We start from the raw sequence: 17,346 nt of genomic DNA, 5'->3' as shown, positions 1-17,346 counted from the left end.
AAAAGAGATGTTATATTGTATCAATCAATAACAACTCACCCGCATCCTGGGCACCCCCGTGTCCTGCCTGTTTTCTGACTCAAAGCGCGCTGCGCAACGCTTGCCAAGGAATGACCGATGTCCCTTTCAGTCCCTCGCCCTTCCCGCTCTTTACTGTGGCGCCTGGCGCCGCTGTCCGCCGCCTTGCTGATTGCCTCCCAGGCCCAGGCCCTGGATTTGCCCCAGCAAGTCATCACCGCCAATCCTCTGGGCAGCACTGAGCTGGCCGCCCCCACCACCGTGCTGGAAGGCGATCAACTGACCCTGCAACAGAAAGGCAGCCTCGGTGAAACCCTGAACAAGCAGCCGGGTGTGTCTTCGTCCTACTTCGGTCCCGGTGCCAGCCGCCCGGTGATTCGTGGCCTGGACGGTGACCGCATCCGCATCCTGCAAAATGGCGTCGGCGCCCTGGATGCCTCGTCGCTGTCCTACGACCACGCCGTGCCTCTGGACCCGGTCAACGTTGAACGCATCGAAATCGTTCGTGGCCCGGCCGCCTTGCTATACGGCGGCAACGCCATTGGCGGGGTCATCAACAGCTTCGACAACCGCATTCCCACCGAAGCCATCGAGGGTATTCACGGGGCCGGTGAACTGCGCTACGGCGGCGCCGACACCACCCGCAGCAGCGCCGGAAAACTGGAAGCCGGCGACGGCACCTTCGCTCTGCACCTGGACGCCAACTCCCGGCAGTTCAATGACCTGAAGATTCCCGGCTACGCCCGCAGCCGCCACGCGCCAGCGAGCGAAGATGGCGACGGCAAGAAAGGCCGCCTGGGCAACAGCGACGGACGCCAGGACGGCGGCGCCATCGGCGGTTCCTACACCTGGGACGAAGGTTATGCCGGCCTGTCCTACAGCAACTACGACGCCAACTACGGCTCACCCGCCGAAGACGACGTGCGTATCCGCATGAAGCAGGATCATTACGCCTTTGCCTCGGAGCTGCGCAACCTGCAAGGCCCGTTCAGCTCGCTCAAGTTCAACGCCGGCTACACCGACTATGAGCACCGGGAGATCGAAGGCGGTGAAACCGGCACCACCTTCAAGAACAAGGGTTACGAGGCGCGGGTCGAGGCTCGGCACCTGCCCATCGGCCCGCTGGAAGGCGTGGTCGGCGCCCAGGTCAATCGCAACGAGTTTTCCGCCCTGGGTGAAGAAGCCTTCGTGCCGAAGACCGATACCAACAGCGGCGCCCTGTTCATTCTTGAAGAACTGCAAGCCACCGAGCGCCTGAAACTCAGCCTCGGCGGGCGCCTGGAACACACCACCGTGGACCCGGACGGCAAAGGCAACGAGCGTTTTGCCCAGGCCGACAAGTCCAGCAGCTTCACTGTCGGCAGCCTGTCCTCCGGCGCGGTCTATACCCTGACACCGGTGTGGTCCCTGGCCGCGACCCTGGGCTACACCGAACGCGCCCCGACCTTCTATGAGCTGTATGCCAACGGCGCCCACGTCGCCACCGGCACCTATGAGCTGGGCAACGCCAAGCTGTCCAAGGAAAAGGCCGTGTCCAGCGACCTGGCCCTGCGCTTTGACAACGGCACCCACAAAGGCAGCGTCGGGGTGTTCTACAGCCACTTCTCCAACTACATCGGCCTGCTGGGCACGGGGCGCACCCTGAACGATGAAGGCGAAGAAGAGGCAGGCGCAATTCCGGAATACGCCTACAGCGGAGTACGAGCACGCTTCACCGGGATCGAAGCCCAGGATCGCTGGACCCTGGGAGAAAGCGCCTACGGCAAGTTCGCTCTGGATCTGTCCGGCGACTACACCCGGGCCAAGAACCTCGACAATGGCCAGTACCTGCCGCGCATTGCCCCGCTGCGCCTGAACAGCGGCCTGCTCTGGGAACTGGATCGCTGGCAGGCGCGCCTGGATGTGCAGCATGCCGCCGGCCAGGGCCGAGTGCCGGACCACGAAAGCAGCACCGATGGCTACACCACCTTTGGCGCCAGTGCCGGTTATCGCTTCGATATTGGCCGTAGCCAGTGGCTGGCCTTCGTCAAGGGCGAGAACCTGACCAACCAGACCGTGCGCTACGCCAGCTCGATTCTGCGGGATATCGCCCCGGCCGCCGGGCGCAGTGTGGAAGTGGGGTTGCGTACCACCTTCTAAGGCCCCGTTCGCCAGCAAGCCGGCACCTACAAGAGGCAGGTGCCGGCGAAGCGGCCTCAGCGGTAACGTCGCGGATCAGCCTCGATCAAGCTGGCCAACTGAGTCAGGGCAAAACGCAACTCGTCCTGGGTCGTCGGCGACATCAGCACCACCCGCACACAACGGGAGCTGGCACCGCGTTCCACCTGGAACTGGCTGCCGCTCATCACCAGCACGCCATTGGCTCGGGCCAGGGTGGCGAACTCATCGCCAGTCCAGGGCTCCGGCAAGGTCAGCCACAGGTGATAGCTGTGGGGCTGAGTCTCGATCTCCAGGCCGGCAAACACTTCCCGGGCAATCGCCTGACGCGCCGCCGCTTCGTTGCGCTGAGTCTGCACCAGCTTGCGGTCCAATCCCTCGACAATCACGTTGCTGGCCAATTGCGCGGTCAGGGGCGAGGGCATCCACACGCTGCTGCGGACCATCGAGCTCAGGCGCGACAGCAACTTGGGCGGGCTGTAGAGATAGCCCACGCGCAACGCCGGCATGATCGCCTTGGACAGGCTGGTGAGGTACACCGAACGCTGCGGCGCATAGCTGGAAAGCGGTTTGATCGACGGATCGGTGGCGAGAAAGCCGTAGATATCGTCGTCGATGATCAAAAAGTCGAACTCTTCGGCAATCGCTGCAATCTGCGCCCGGCGCTGGGGTGACATGATCGCCGTGGTGGGGTTCTGGCAACTGGCGACGCACACCAGCAGCGCCGGTTTTTCCCGCAGGCACTGCTCGCGCAAGGCCTCGGGAATCATCCCCTGCTCGTCCATTGCCACGCCCCGCAGGCGCCGCTCCAGGCCGTGGGCAACGGAGATGATGCCCGGGTAGGTCAAGGATTCGCAGAGCAGCAGATCGCCGGCATTGCTCAAGGCGCTGATGGCCACCATCAAGCCGTGCTGGGCACCGGCAGTCATCACCACCTGTTGCCAATGGGCTTCGGGCAGGGAATGGCGCAGCCACTGGGCACCGGCTTCACGATGGGCCGGATGACCACCGTCGGGGGCGTAGTCCAGGGCACGACCGAAATCGCTGCTGCGGGCCATGCCCACCAACGCGCCGCGCAACCAGTACTCCAGGGTTTCGCTGTAAGGCTTGATGATCGACAGATCCAGGGCTTCGGACTGCCCCAGGGACAGCGACGGTGCACTGGAACCTTCCGGCAACACCAGCGGCGGCTGCGCCAGCACATAAGTGCCGCGCCCGACTTCGCCCTGCACCAGCCCGCGCCGCTGAGCTTCGCTGTAGGCGCGGCTGATGGTGCCGGGGGTGACATTGAGGGTCACCGCCAGCTCGCGCAAGGTCGGCAAGCGGTCACCGTCGTTCAACAGGCCGCTGCTGATGTCCCGCGCCAAGGCGTCGGCAATGGACAGGTAGACCGGCTGATTGAACTCGCTTAACTGGGGAACCCACATGGAGGCTGATCACCATCGGCTGCATTGAAGTGGGCCGGAGCATATCACAGGCCTGCACTCGCCTTTAACATCGACTCAATCGAGCTATTGATTCGATGAAAAGACAAATGAAAAAATTGCAGGCGACTCGAAAGCCTTATTCATGATCAATATAAATAGTTTTAAATCAGTCACTTATATAAAAACAAAGGACTTCCCAAAGAAATCTTTCTAGAGAAACAATTGAATCGATTCAATTCATTGAAATACACTCAGCTAGCACCAACCCAATCGACTCAATCCTTCTTCCACTCCATGCCCAGTCGAGATGCCATGCACAGTCTCAGCAAGGACCTGTCCCTCTCCGCCGTGATCGCCGGCCTGATCGCCGTGATCATTTCCTACGCCGGCCCCTTGATCATCGTGTTCCAGGCCGCCCGCGAAGCCCACTTGCCCAGTGACCAGGTGTCGTCCTGGATCTGGGCCATCTCCATCGGCAGCGGCCTCACCGGCCTGCTGCTGAGCTGGCGCCTGAAGGTGCCGGTGATCACCGCCTGGTCAACCCCCGGCGCGGCGCTGCTGGTATCGATGCTGCCCACGGTGTCGCTGCCCCAGGCCATCGGTGCCTATATAGTCGCCTCGCTGATCATTGCCGTGGTCGGGCTGTCCGGGGCCTTCGACAAACTCATGAGCCGCCTGCCCAAAGCCATTGCCGCGGCCATGCTGGCGGGCATCCTGTTCCGCTTCGGCGCCGAGCTGTTCACTTCGGTCACCGTGCAACCGGCCCTGGTGCTGGCGATGATCGCGGCCTATCTGCTGGGCAAACGTTTCTCGCCACGCTACGCGATCCTGGCAGTGCTGCTGGTGGGCTGCGCCGTGGCCGCCGGCCTCGGCAATTTCAATGGCGGCTCCATCACCCTGGCGCTGGCCAAACCGATCTTCACCGCCCCCGAGTGGAACTGGCACGCCATCATCAACATCGGCCTGCCCCTGGCCCTGGTGACCCTCACCGGGCAATACGTGCCGGGCATGGCGGTGATGCGCAGCGCCGGCTACACCACCCCGGCGCGCTCGATCGTGTCCTGGACCGCCATCACCTCGGCGCTGCTGGCGCCCTTCGGCTCCCACGGCATCAACCTTGCCGCCATCACCGCCGCCATCTGCACCGGTCGCGAAGCCCACGAAGACAAGGACAAACGCTACATCGCCGGGATCGCCTGCGGCCTGTTCTACATCCTCATGGGGATTTTCGGCGCGACCCTGGCCTCGGTGTTCGCCGCCCTGCCCAAGGAGCTGATCGCGGCCCTGGCCGGCCTCGCCCTGTTCGGCGCCATCAGCGCCGGGCTCAGCGGCGCCATGGCCGATGAGAAACAGCGTGAAGCCGCGCTGATCACCTTCCTGGTCACCGCCTCGGGCATGAGTTTTCTCGGCCTGGCCGCCGCGTTCTGGGGGTTGATCTTCGGCCTGGTGGCGCACTTCGCCCTGAGCTACACCCGGCAGAAACAATCCCTCGCCGGGGCCACCGCCCCGCGCTGAACCTGCCCGGGCCCGGTAACTGTTACCGAATCCGAAACGGTTCATGTCAATAAAAGCGCTTTCTCTTGATGAGACGGCGCTTTATCCTTAGCCCCCTAATAAAGCTGAACCGTTTCATCTTTCCCTTTGAAATCAGTGGCCTGCCGTCCTCGATCAACCCGTATCGATGCCACGTGCCGCGCCCTTGCTTCTGCCTATTCCTAGAAAAAGACCTGACTCGAATGCCTATGCCTACTTTTCAGCGCCTAAAAGACAGCGCTGTCCTGACTCCCGTTGCCCTGCCCAAGACCCTGAGCCTGCTCGGCGCCCTGGGGTTTGCCGCCTGCGCCCAGGCCGCCCCGGCCTTCGACAGTGACTCGCCCTGGATGCTCGGCGACTGGAACGGCACCCGCACGGAACTGGCGAACAAGGGCTACGACTTCAAGGTCGACTACGTCGGCGAAATGGGCGCCAACCTGCATGGCGGCTACGACCATGACCGCACCGCGCGCTACAGCGACCAGTTCGCCTTCGGCAGCCACCTGGACCTGCAGAAGATCCTTGGCTGGGATGACGCCGAGTTCCAACTGACCGTGACCAAGCGCGACGGCGACAACATCAGCAACGACCGGATCAACGATCCACGGGTCGGCGGCTTCACCTCGGCCCAGGAAGTCTGGGGCCGTGGCCAGACCTGGCGCCTGACGCAGATGTGGTACCAGCAGAAATTCTTCGACCAGAAGCTCGACATCAAGGCCGGCCGCTTCGGCCAGGGCGAAGACTTCAACAGCTTCCCCTGCGACTTCCAGAACCTGGCGTTCTGCGGCTCCCAGGTGGGCAACTGGGCCGGCAGCGTCTGGTACAACTGGCCGGTCAGCCAGTGGGCGCTGCGGGTCAAATACCACCTCTCGCCCGAGGTCTACGCGCAGATCGGCGCCTATGAGCAGAACCCATCGAACCTGGACCGCGACAACGGCTTCAAGCTCAGCGGCAGCGGCACCCAGGGCACCCTGTTGCCGGTGGAACTGGTGTGGACGCCCAAGCTCAACGGTCTGGCTGGTGAGTACCGCGCCGGCTACTACTACAGCAGCGCCAAGGCCAGCGACCTGTACAAGGACAGCAACGGCCAGAGCGCGGCCCTGAGCGGCGAAGCCTACCGCAGCAGCTCAAGCAAGCACGGCCTGTGGCTCGGCGCGCAACAGCAAGTCACCAGCGTGGCCAGCGACCACTCCCGCGGCCTGAGCCTGTTCGCCAACGTCACCGCCCATGACAAGAAGACCAACGCCATCGACAACTACGTCCAAGCCGGCCTGGTCTACAAGGGCCTGTTCGATGCCCGCGCCAAGGACGACATCGGCTTTGCCCTGGCCCGAGTCCACGTCAACCCGGCGTACCGCAAGAACGCCCAGGCCCGCAACCAGGCCCGCGCGATCTACGCCTACGACAACCCCGGCTACCTGCCGCCGCAGGACACCGAATACAGCGCCGAGCTGTACTACGGCGTGCACCTGGCCAACTGGCTGACCGTGCGCCCCAACCTGCAATACATCCGTCATCCCGGTGGCGTCAGCCAGGTGGACGACGCGCTGATCGGCGGGATCAAGATCCAGAGTTCGTTCTAAAGCCGCGAGGCAGAAACGACGCCATTCACAGTTTTCAGCTGAACCAAGCCCGCGCCTGATCGTCATCTACAGTGAACAAGCGCGGGAACACTCTTAACGTCACGGAGAACCACACTATGAGCACTGAGGGTGCTTCAAGTCCGAGCCGCCGGCTGCCAAGCCTGCTCGGAGTCTTGCTGCTGCTAATGGGCCTGGCCTTGCTGGCCGGGGGGATCAAGCTGAGCATGCTCGGCGGCTCGCTGTACTACGTCCTGGCCGGTATCGGCCTGACGCTGACCGGCCTCTTGCTGCTGGCCGGTAAACGCGCCGCGCTGGGCCTTTATGCCCTGGTACTGTTCGCCAGTACCCTCTGGTCGCTGTGGGAAATCGGCCTGGACTGGTGGCAACTGGTGCCACGCCTGTCCCTGTGGTTCGCCCTCGGCGTGGTCCTGCTGCTGCCCTGGTTCCGCCGTCCGCTGCTGCGCGATGGCCCGGCACCGATGGGCACCGCGGCCCTGAGCGTGGCCGTGGTCCTGGCCGGTGGCGCCGCCATCGGCAGCCAGTTCACCCAGCCTGGGGAAATCTCCGGTGACCTGGGCCGCGACAGCACCGACATGACCAGCACCGCGCCGGCCATGCCTGAAGGCGACTGGCAGGCCTACGGCCGCACCGAGTTCGGCGACCGCTACTCGCCGCTGAAGCAGATCACCCCGGCCAACATCGGCAAGCTGCAGGAAGCCTGGCGCATCCGCACCGGCGACATGCCGACCGCCAAGGACCCGGTGGAAATCACCAACCAGAACACCCCGCTGAAGGTCAACGGCAAGCTCTATGCCTGCACCGCCCACAGCCAGGTGCTGGCCCTGGACCCGGATACCGGCAAGGAAATCTGGCGCTTCGACCCGCAGATCCAGGGCCCCAACGGCGACGACTTCCGTGGCTGGGCGCACATGACCTGCCGTGGCGTGTCGTACTACGACGAAGCCAACTTCAAGAACGCCGACGCCATCAGCCAGCCGGCCACCCTGTCCCCTGCGGGCCAGGCCATCGCCGCCAGCTGCCCGCGCCGCCTGTTCCTGCCCACCGCCGATGCGCGCCTGATCGCCATCAACGCCGACACCGGCAAAGTCTGTGAAGACTTCGGCAACAAAGGCGCCGTGGACCTCAAGGCCGGCATCGGCCCGTTCACCCCGGGCGGCTACTACTCCACCTCGCCGGCGGCCATCACCCGCAACCTGGTGATCATCGGCGGCCACGTCACCGACAACGAATCGACCAATGAACCGTCCGGCGTGATTCGCGCCTTCGACGCGCACGACGGTCACCTGGTGTGGAACTGGGATTCGGGTAACCCCGACGAAACCGCTCCCCTGCCGGAAGGCAAGACCTACACCCGCAACTCGCCGAACATGTGGTCCCTGGCCAGCGTCGACGAGAAACTGGGCATGGTCTACCTGCCACTGGGCAACCAGATGCCTGACCAGTGGGGCGGCAACCGCACCGCAGGCGCCGAGAAATTCAGCGCCGGCACCGTGGCCCTGGACATCGACACCGGCAAGCTGCGCTGGAACTACCAGTTCACCCACCACGACCTGTGGGACATGGACGTGGGCAGCCAGCCAACCCTGCTCGACATGAAGACCGCGGACGGCGTCAAGCCGGCGCTGATCCAGCCGACCAAGCAAGGCAGCCTGTACGTACTGGACCGTCGCGACGGCACCCCGATCGTACCGATCCGTGAAGTACCGGCCCCGACCGGCGCAGTCGAAGGCGACCACACCGCCCCGACCCAGGCCCGTTCGGACCTGAACCTGCTGCCGCCGCCACTGGACGAAAAAGCCATGTGGGGCGCCACGCCGTTCGACCAGATGTTGTGCCGCATCCAGTTCAAGGAACTGCGCTATGAAGGTCAGTACACCCCGCCGTCGGTGCAGGGCAGCCTGATCTACCCGGGCAACGTCGGCGTGTTCAACTGGGGCAGCGTCTCGCTGGACCCGGTGCGCCAGTTGCTGTTCACCAGCCCGAACTACATGGCCTTCGTTTCCAAGCTGGTGCCGCGTGCCGAAGTCGCCGCCGACAGCAAGCGCGAAAGCGAAACCTCGGGCGTGCAACCCAACACCGGCGCGCCTTACGCGGTGATCATGCACCCGTTCATGTCGCCGCTCGGCGTACCTTGCCAAGCGCCGGCCTGGGGCTACGTGGCCGGTATCGACCTGACCACCAACAAAGTGGTGTGGAAGCACAAGAACGGTACCAGCCGCGACAGCTCGCCGATCCCGATCGGCCTGCCAATCGGCGTGCCGAGCATGGGCGGCTCCATGGTCACCGGCGGTGGCGTGGGCTTCCTCAGCGGCACCCTGGACCAGTACATCCGCGCCTATGACGTGAAAAACGGCAAGGAACTGTGGAAATCCCGCCTGCCAGCGGGCGGCCAGGCCACGCCGATGAGCTACACCGGCAAGGACGGCCAGCAGTACGTCCTGGTGGTCGTGGGCGGCCACGGCTCCCTGGGCACCAAGATGGGCGACTACATCATTGCCTACAAACTGGCGGAATAAGCACCACTGCCAGTGTTAGAAAGGGGCGGCTACCTGGGGGTAGCCGCCCCTTTTTTTATCGGCAAGCCTCAAGCCTCAAGCCTCAAGCCTCAAGCCTCAAGCCTCAAGCCTCAAGCCTCAAGCCTCAAGCCTCAAGCTCCAATCATCAGGCTTTTTGTGTTTTTGTTTTGGCTTTGGCTTTGGCTCTTGATTTTCCTGCCCCTTCAGGAGGCCGAGTGTAGGCATTGCGTAGGGGGCAGCTCGGCATGGATGCCGAGCTAGCCGCCCCAGGCCATGGATGGCCTGTGGCGGCGTGCCCCCGGAGCAATGCCGGAACGAGGGAACGCCGAGCCTAGGCGAGGCGCCGGATGCGGGGGCAGGAGCGTTTTGCTTACTTTTGCGCTTTTCAAAAGTGAGTCGCTGTAAGAGCGAAACCGCCAGTGGCCACAGCCGCAGCAACGGATATGTACCCCCCAAAAAACCGCAACCCAGGCTTAAGGCCTCTACTGTGGCGAGGGAGCTTGCTCCCGTAGGACCGGCCGGCGCTCCAGGGCGTAGCAGTCCCATTTTTGGGGGCGCTGCGCGCCCCAGCGGGAGCAAGCTCCCTCGCCACAAATCGCGCCCACCGAAAATTCCTACAACTCGCGTCCAATTGCATCACCTTGTCCCTCAAAGGTTCAGCCCTTAAGGTCTGGGGGTCACTGCAAATTCAGTGACAGGGCGTAGGAACCCTTCGATAACCCTTGGCGCATAAGCGCCCGTCTGATTGCGGAGCATCTGTCGCATCCGTAAGATCAGCCGCGGCGGCCGTGCGCGGGCACGCTTCGGCGTGGCCGAGTCCAAGGGTATTCGGTATTCCTACCCCGCGCGCGGCTGCCACCCAAGCCCGTAGGAAGGCCGTTGGCAGCTCTCATGCCTACCCGGAGCTCGATCAAATGAAAAAGGTCAAACCCAACAAATCTGACACCACTGCGACGGAGCCCAACTCTCGTCACATGCCATTGACCAGCAACGACTACAACATCCCCGCCCTGCTGGTGGACACCCAGGCCCCGCTGGACGCGCTCCACGAGGCCGCCGCCCACCGCATCCGCGCGGCCACCCAGTTGCTGGAAAACATCGCCAGTCACGACAACCTGCAGAGCAACCCGGCCCTGCTCCAGGACTTCGCCCAACTCTGCGTCATACCCCTGCGCGACGGCTGCGACCTGCTCGATGTACTGGGCCGACGCCTGCAGGAACAACTGCTCACCTGAGCATGATCCGGGACCGGCAACACTTCGCCGGTCCCATCCGGCGGCCCTGTGCGCCTCCCCCAGCGCCCCGTAATTGCAAAGCGACATTAGCCCATTTGTGCTAATCGACCCTCCCCCAGCCCGGGGATATAGTGCCGGGCAACCACCCGCTCTCCCCCAACACCGCCGTTCTGCGGTGTCGGGAGCGGCTGCGCCGTTGAAAACACAACAACACCAAGGAAGAGCCATCATGAAACTCCAGTCCTGCCTTCGTCCCCTCGCCCTGCTCAGCGCCCTGGCCCTTGCCCTGGGCGGTTGCGCCATCGCCAAACCAAGCAACGACGATCTGAAGAACCGCGCCCAGATCACCCTCGGCAAGCCGGTTTCCACAGTCTCGAATGTGCGCAGCGACGCGTCCCAGACCTACTTCACCGCCAGTACCAGCGCCGGCGAATACAACTGCGTATTGCCCAGCGGCGGCATGGTCGCCTTCGCCACCATGGGCGGAGCGGTAGCGCTGCCGGCCGAGTGCAGCAAGCAATAAAGCGCTAGCCCCCAAGGCCAACCTGGTTCGCCACGACGGGCTGCCCCGGTGTAGCAGCGGGACAGCGTCGGGCGAGCACCGCTCCCTCCTGAAAAGGTCCCGAGTTGATGAAACCCCGTCTCTTCATGGTGACAGGCCTGGCCCTGCTCGCCTGTACCCTGATGGCCTGTGCGCCGCGCCAAGGGCGAACCCTGGCCGAATACCCGCCGGTGAAGATTCCCAGCGTGCAGTACCCCGACGTGCCCTTCGACACCCAGGCCGCGCGCGCCGCCCTGCAGCCCGGCAGCGCCACGCTCACCGGCAAGTTCTGCATCGTCGGCAACGATGGCATCGAGGACAGTCGCGACGTCAAGATCTATCTCTACCCGGCCACCCCGCACTTGCAGGCCTGGCATAAGTTGCGCGCGTCCCAGCCCGAAGGCGCCCCGGTGAGCATGGTCCCCGAGGCCCTGGCCGTGCACCGGGTGACCCGTACCGACGGCAACGGCATCTTCCAGTTCACCGGGCTGCAACCGGGCCGCTACTTCGTCCAGGGCCAGGACATGGTGTACGGCACCAGCCGCTGGAATGAGTACGTGGGCACCGGCCAGAGCAACACCAACTACGGGCCGGTGACCACCCACTACTACACCGAGCGCAGTTCGATCTCTTCGTACTCAGGGATGCTGGATGACTTCGTCGAAGTGGCCAGCGGCGAGAACAAGAAGCTGACCATGACCAACTACCCCCTGCTTATCCCGTGCCGGACCTGGTAACCACCTCTGTCGCCGAAGCGCTGCGGGCCGACGCCAGCGGCGTTTCGCGCAGGGCGCGCAAGGTGCCCCGCAGTTCCACCGGGCGCACCGGCTTGGAGAGGATGGCGATGTTGCGGTCGTGCAGGGCCGCGTGGATTTTCTCGATGTCGTGCCCGGTGATGATCAGCGCCGGCACTTCCCAGCCCCGCTGCTGGCGGATGCTGTCGATGCACTCGATGCCCGAGGCGCGGGTGCCCAGGTCGTAGTCGGCGACGATGATGTCGCAGTCGGTCTGCAGGTCTTCCCCGCTCGACTCGGCCTGGACCACGCAGCCCCAGCGTTCCAGCAGCGCCGAGGTGGCCAGCAGGACGTTGCGGTCATCTTCCACCAGACAGACCCGCAACCCGGTCAGCAAGCCGCTCTGCAGCGCCTCGTCACGGCTGTGCAAACGCTGCGGCGCGGCCAATACCAAGCCATGCAGGCTGACGGTCGTACCGTGATCGACCCGCGAACGGATTGTCACCTGCAGGTCGGTCAACTGCCCCAGGCGCTTGACGATGGACAGGCCCAGGCCGACGCCCTCGACGTCCTTGTCCCGTACTTGGCGAACCCGGTAGAACTCCTCGAAGATCTTCGGCAGGTGCTCCTCGGCAATCCCCCGGCCCTGGTCATAAATGACAATGGCCAGGCCCGCACCTCGCCGGCGCACACCGATCAGCACCGGCCGTTCTGCGGCGTACTTGAAGCAGTTGGACAGCACGTTCTGCACCATGGTCGCCAACAGCCCCGGATCAACCCGCACCCAGTAACTGCAGGGGCGCAAGCGCAGTTCGACCCTCGCCCAGCGCGCCGCTTCGGCGTTCTGGCGCACCAGATCCCGCAGCAACTCCCCCAGGTGCACGGTTTCGTACTTGGGCTGCACGCGTCCGTTGTCCAGGGTGTAAAGGTCGAGGATCGAACGGAACAACTGCGACACGTTGAGCAGCGAACGGTCGATGTTGTCCACCAGCCGCCGCTCTTCGCCCCCCAGATTGGCCTCGCGCAGGCAAGCAGTGAACAGGCCGATGGAGTGGATCGGCTGGCGCAGGTCGTGGCTGGCCTGGGCCAGGAAGCGGGATTTTTCCAGGTTGGCGGCAATCGCCTCTTCGGACGCCAGGCGGGTGCGCTTGAGCAGGATGTGGGCGTACACCGGAATCACCGTGCTGGTGATCATCAGCATCAGCACCATGTAGGGCTGGGCCTGCCAATACGGGGTCAGCAGATAGACCATGAACAGCGCAAACAGCGCCAGCACGGTGGCAATGGCCAGGTAGCGCGAGCCGAAACGCATGCCATTACCCAGGTTCACCCAGACCATCACCGCATAAATCGGCAGCGCCCCCTCGCCGCCTACCACCAGGCCGTAACAGGTGCCGGTGTAGTCGTAGACCATGCCCAGGATGCGCCGCGCCGGGTAATGCCCGGGCCAGCGGGCAATGGCCATGCGCAGCAGGATCGAACCCAGCATGAACAGGGCAATGTAGATCATCACCGGCACATAAGGGTCGACCTGCTGCCCCGGGAGAAAACCGATCACGGTAAACCAGACCAGGGCGCAACCGGCCACGATAATCCGAAGGGTGGCCTGGTCGAGTTCGCTGTCCTTCTCAACGTTCATGCAATCACCTCCTTGTGCAATCTGTGTGGCCGTGGTCTTTTGCCGCTCGGCAATACCGCGTATCGAACACGACCAGCGGCCAGTTACAACGCCGCGCGTCAAGTTAGCATGCGCGCAGGACTGGATGTTTCAAGGAGTTTCACGACATGACATGCCGGATTATCGTCGCCGACGACCACCCGCTATTCCGCGAGGGCATGCTGCGCACCCTCCAGCGCCTGCTGCCCGACGCCCTGCTCGAAGAGGCTGGCGACCTGGCGGCGGTACTGGCCCTGGCCCTGACCGGCGAGGAGCCGGACTCGCTGATTCTGGACCTGCGTTTCCCCGGATTGACCTCGGTCAGCCTGCTTGCCGACCTGCGCCGACAACTGCCCCGAACCTCGCTCATCGTGGTATCGATGGTGGACAATCAGGACCTGATCGGCGAAGTCATGGCCGCTGGTGCCGACGGTTTTATCGGCAAGAGCATCAGTCCGGAGGAGATCGGTCAGGCAATCCAGGCCATTCGCCAGGGCGAAGTGGTGGTCAAGTACGCACCTTCCGGCTTGCTGCTGCCCCTGGATGCCGGTGCCGAGATCAGCCAGCTAACCACCCGCCAGCAAGAAGTGCTGCGCCTGATCGCCCAGGGCAAGACCAACAAGGAAATCGCCCGGGAGCTGGATATCTCGCCGTTCACCGTACGCATCCACGTCTCATCCCTGCTGCACACCCTGAAAGTGCCCTCACGGGCAGCCGCTGCGGTGAAGTTCGCCGGGGCCTGGTAACCCGGGACAGGCTCGCGCACCAATGCCAGAGAGTCGTCTCCGGCGCTGCACCGGCTGTTTGCCCCGGTTGCACCTTTAACACTGGGAAGCTTGGCGCAAATGAGGCAGCATCGGTCCTGGCACGCCTGTATAAACGCCATGGCATTGGGCGGCACGCCAGGAACAGCGTGCTCGCGCAGCCGCCCCACGCAGGAGAAAAACATCATGAATACGGATGAACGTGATGAACTATTTGATCGGTTGCACCACTGGTTCGGTGACTCGGAAGCCACCAACTGGAACGAATACACCACCGAACAGGTGGCCAAGGGCGTGCTTCACGCCTTTACCCCGGCGCAATGGCAACGGCTCGGCGAGACACTGCTGTCCCAGCCCGAGTACTGGCAGCACCGCTGCGCTGTCTCTCTGGGCGAGTTGCGAACGGCACCGGCCATCGCCTTGTTGAAACGCCTGCTGGCAGACTCGCCTTACCTGGATGTGCGGGTCATGGCGGTCTATGAGCTGGACTGGGCGCAAGCCGCCATCGAGCAGCGCTATGCGCCCTGTATCCTGGAAATCATGGACAACCTCAGTGAAGAAGGTATCGAGCCGGAGCTGCACAGCCTGCTGACCAAGGCCGAGTCGGCCACCCTCTGAAAGCCCCAACCCTGGATGCCGGCTCCCCGCCGGCCATCCAGCCTTCAGCTGGAGACCCGAGACTTCAACATCCAATGCTCGAAGGCCTCGGCGGGCAACGGCCGGCTGATCAGGTAACCCTGGACCGTATCGCAGCCCCAGCTTTCCAGCAGTTTCAGGCAATGCTCGAACTCCACCCCTTCGGCCACCACCTTGAGCCCCAGCTTGTGACTCATTTCGATGGTTGAGCGCACGATCACCGCGTCACCGCTGGTTTCATCCAGATTGCGGATAAAGGACTGGTCGATCTTCAGCTCCTGCACCGGTAGACGCTGCAACTGGGCCAGGGATGAATAGCCGGTGCCAAAATCATCCACCGACAGACTGATGCCGCAGCCACGCAAGCGCTGCAGCACCGCCAGGGCCTGCTCCGGATGGCGCATGATGGCGCTCTCGGTGATCTCGAACACCAGTTGCTCAGCGGCCACCTGATAGCGCTCCAGGCACTGGCTGACCCGGACTTCCAGGCCGTCGTCCTCCAGGTCGCTGGCAGAGATGTTCAGCGACAGGCGCACCGGCAAAGCCCGGCGGTTCCACTCCGCCAACTGGCGAATACAAGCCTCGATAACCCAGGAGGTCAGGCTGTGCATGCTGCCGGTGCGCTCGGCCAGGGGAATGAACTCCGCCGGCGACACCACGCCAAATACCGGATGCCGCCAGCGCAGCAAGGCTTCGGCCTGATGCAGGTAATCCCGGCGCAGATCCAGCTTGGGCTGATACAGCAGGAACAGCTCGCCATCGGCGGCGGCGCGACGCAGGTCACGGATCAGGCTGATCTGGCGCTGATGAGCCAGGTCGCGGTCTTGCTGGTAGACCTGCAGGTAACCGGGGTTGAGCGCTGCATCGTGGCGGGCGATCGCGGCACGGCTGATCAGTTCTTCGGCGGACTTGCCGTCGGCGGGATACACCGCCATGCCCATGCAGATCTGGCGCCGTACCTCATCCCCCTGAATCAGCTGGGGTCGGCTCAACAGGTCATGGAGGCGGTCGGCCATGGCAATGGCGCCATCGAGCTCGGTGTTTTCCAGCAGCAGGAGGAACTCGCTGGCGGTGATCCGCGCCGCGGTATCGCCCTGGGACAGCACATCACGCAGCCGCCGGCTCAGTTCCCCCATCATCTGCTCCAGCCCTTCATTGCCAAAGCCTTCGTTGATCGCCCGATAGTTGTCGATCCCCAGGTACAGCAACACCACGTTGCGCCGGGCAGCGATGGCCTGGCTCAGGCGCTCGATGGCCAGGGCCCGATTGGGCAGCCCGGTCAGGGGATCATGCAGGGCGTTGTGGGCCAGTTGCCGCTCACGGGTGGCGATGGCGCTCTGCATGGCGTTGAAGGCATCCGCCAGCACACCGAACTCGTCGCTGCGCTTGATGGCCACCGTGGCCTGATAGTTGCCGGCACCGATACGTCGGGCAGCCTGGGCCAGGTCTTCCAGGGGCCGCGAAACCCGCCGAGCCATCAGCAGGGCGAAGACCAGGGAAATCACCAGCGCCACCATGGCGATCCACAGGAACTCCCGGTCCAGTGGCGCAAAGGCTTGCAGTGCCTGTTCCAGGGGGCTCTGCAACAAGACCATGACCCGCGGATCCTGGGCATCCCCGGTATTGGCCAGTTGCAGTGCCTGGTTGAGAAAGCGTTGGCCATGGGTTTGGCTCATCTGTGGCAGGGACTGCCACAACGAGTCACGCAGGGCATTGATGATCGGCGACCAGAAGAACTCAGGCTGGGTGCTGAACAACTCTCCGGGGTGCTCGCCGTCGACGGTCAGGAATGAGACTTCCAGGTTGCTCATGGAACGCAGTTCCCGGGCGAACAACTCATCCATGGGAAAGCCCATCACCACCCGGGCAACGGGCAGCGAATCCAGCACTTCACCTTGCACCAACAGATAGGGGCGGCCGTTGATCGCAACGAACAGCATGTGAGTGTCGTGCCGCTGCGCTCGGCGCAACGCCCGGTCATAGGGAAACGGCTGCCCCCTGGCAATGTCCGCCAACGTACTGGCGATTACCCGTCCCTCGGGACTGAGCACGAACATCTCGCTGGAACGGATGCCCCCACGGTACTGCGCCAGGGACGCGAGGATGTCCACCGGCTTGCCGCTGACCACAGCGCGGTGAAACTCCGAATCCACCACCAGCCAGTCGATACCGTATTGCAGGTTGCGGCCCCGCAGGTCCAGCAGGCGTTCGAACACGCGAGTGCCGATCTTCAATTGCAACTGCGCCTGCTTCTCCACTGCGTGAGTAGTAGCGGTCTTCACCGCAAAGTACACCGCGCCAATTAGCACCAACAGCAACAGCGCCAGCACCCCGACAATCCTTGCCTGAAAGGTTCGGCGCCACTTCATAGAGATGCTCTCATCCACTCCGATCGCCCGCCGGGCCGGAAAAGCACCAGCGCGGGTGACAGCCGCCGAGAGCTGAAAAATCCGTTCTTCATACCCATCCCTCTAAGAAGCTGAATGCGTGCGTCAAATAAATGCCGATTTCACTCCAGCATTCC

General features: G+C 63.7%; 12 protein-coding genes. 9 read left to right on the top strand and 3 right to left on the bottom strand.

Going from position 1 to position 17,346, the window contains the following annotated elements; genetic code table 11:
- Nucleotides 1-117 precede the first annotated feature (117 nt).
- Nucleotides 118-2,157, top strand: a complete 2,040-nt coding sequence (locus tag Q8O96_RS07080) for a TonB-dependent receptor (protein ID WP_305948600.1) — start codon at nt 118-120, stop codon at nt 2,155-2,157.
- Between the two features lie 56 nt (nt 2,158-2,213).
- On the opposite strand, the gene Q8O96_RS07075 is transcribed toward Q8O96_RS07080, so the two are convergent.
- A complete protein-coding gene (locus tag Q8O96_RS07075) occupies nt 2,214-3,602 on the bottom strand; it encodes a PLP-dependent aminotransferase family protein (RefSeq protein WP_250329572.1) in 1,389 nt (462 codons plus the stop codon).
- Between the two features lie 312 nt (nt 3,603-3,914).
- Here Q8O96_RS07075 and Q8O96_RS07070 point away from each other — a divergent pair, with 312 nt between their 5' ends.
- From Q8O96_RS07070 to Q8O96_RS07045, 6 genes are all read left to right on the top strand, one after another.
- On the top strand, nt 3,915-5,117 hold the full coding sequence (locus Q8O96_RS07070; protein ID WP_102860439.1) for a benzoate/H(+) symporter BenE family transporter: 1,203 nt from the start codon (nt 3,915-3,917) through the stop codon (nt 5,115-5,117).
- 227 nt (nt 5,118-5,344) lie between these two features.
- Nucleotides 5,345-6,718 carry a carbohydrate porin gene (locus Q8O96_RS07065; protein ID WP_250329573.1) on the top strand — a complete coding sequence of 458 codons (1,374 nt, stop codon included), beginning with the start codon at nt 5,345-5,347 and terminating at the stop codon, nt 6,716-6,718.
- 116 nt (nt 6,719-6,834) lie between these two features.
- On the top strand, nt 6,835-9,255 hold the full coding sequence (locus tag Q8O96_RS07060; RefSeq protein WP_305948599.1) for a glucose/quinate/shikimate family membrane-bound PQQ-dependent dehydrogenase: 2,421 nt from the start codon (nt 6,835-6,837) through the stop codon (nt 9,253-9,255).
- A gap of 914 nt (nt 9,256-10,169) precedes the next feature.
- On the top strand, nt 10,170-10,490 hold the full coding sequence (locus Q8O96_RS07055) for a hypothetical protein (RefSeq protein WP_108545288.1): 321 nt from the start codon (nt 10,170-10,172) through the stop codon (nt 10,488-10,490).
- Nucleotides 10,491-10,719: 229 nt separating this feature from the next.
- Nucleotides 10,720-11,013: a hypothetical protein gene (locus tag Q8O96_RS07050; protein ID WP_305948598.1), complete on the top strand. Its 294-nt coding sequence runs from the start codon at nt 10,720-10,722 to the stop codon at nt 11,011-11,013.
- Nucleotides 11,014-11,120: 107 nt separating this feature from the next.
- A complete protein-coding gene (locus Q8O96_RS07045) occupies nt 11,121-11,768 on the top strand; it encodes a carboxypeptidase-like regulatory domain-containing protein (RefSeq protein WP_115580811.1) in 648 nt (215 codons plus the stop codon).
- Here Q8O96_RS07045 and Q8O96_RS07040 read toward each other — a convergent pair.
- Complete coding sequence (locus Q8O96_RS07040) at nt 11,746-13,404, bottom strand: hybrid sensor histidine kinase/response regulator (RefSeq protein WP_305948597.1); 1,659 nt, start codon at nt 13,402-13,404, stop codon at nt 11,746-11,748. The genes Q8O96_RS07045 and Q8O96_RS07040 overlap by 23 nt on opposite strands.
- Nucleotides 13,405-13,550: 146 nt before the next feature.
- On the opposite strand from Q8O96_RS07040, the gene Q8O96_RS07035 reads away from it, so the two are divergent.
- Together Q8O96_RS07035 and Q8O96_RS07030 are read left to right on the top strand one after the other, a co-directional pair.
- The gene (locus Q8O96_RS07035; RefSeq protein WP_115580813.1) at nt 13,551-14,168 is read left to right on the top strand and encodes a response regulator transcription factor; all 618 of its coding nucleotides are present in this window, start codon (nt 13,551-13,553) and stop codon (nt 14,166-14,168) included.
- Nucleotides 14,169-14,372: 204 nt separating this feature from the next.
- Entirely contained in the window at nt 14,373-14,804 is a 432-nt protein-coding gene (locus Q8O96_RS07030) for a hypothetical protein (RefSeq protein ID WP_102860430.1), read from the top strand.
- A 44-nt stretch (nt 14,805-14,848) separates the two neighbouring features.
- Here the strand turns inward: Q8O96_RS07030 and Q8O96_RS07025 are convergent, their stop codons facing one another.
- Nucleotides 14,849-17,191, bottom strand: a complete 2,343-nt coding sequence (locus Q8O96_RS07025; RefSeq protein WP_102860429.1) for a bifunctional diguanylate cyclase/phosphodiesterase — start codon at nt 17,189-17,191, stop codon at nt 14,849-14,851.
- Nucleotides 17,192-17,346: the final 155 nt, after the last annotated feature.

Source organism: Pseudomonas sp. LPH60 (assembly GCF_030718165.1).
Lineage (GTDB): Bacteria > Pseudomonadota > Gammaproteobacteria > Pseudomonadales > Pseudomonadaceae > Aquipseudomonas > Aquipseudomonas danubii.
This window is presented reverse-complemented; position numbering and strand designations above follow the sequence as displayed.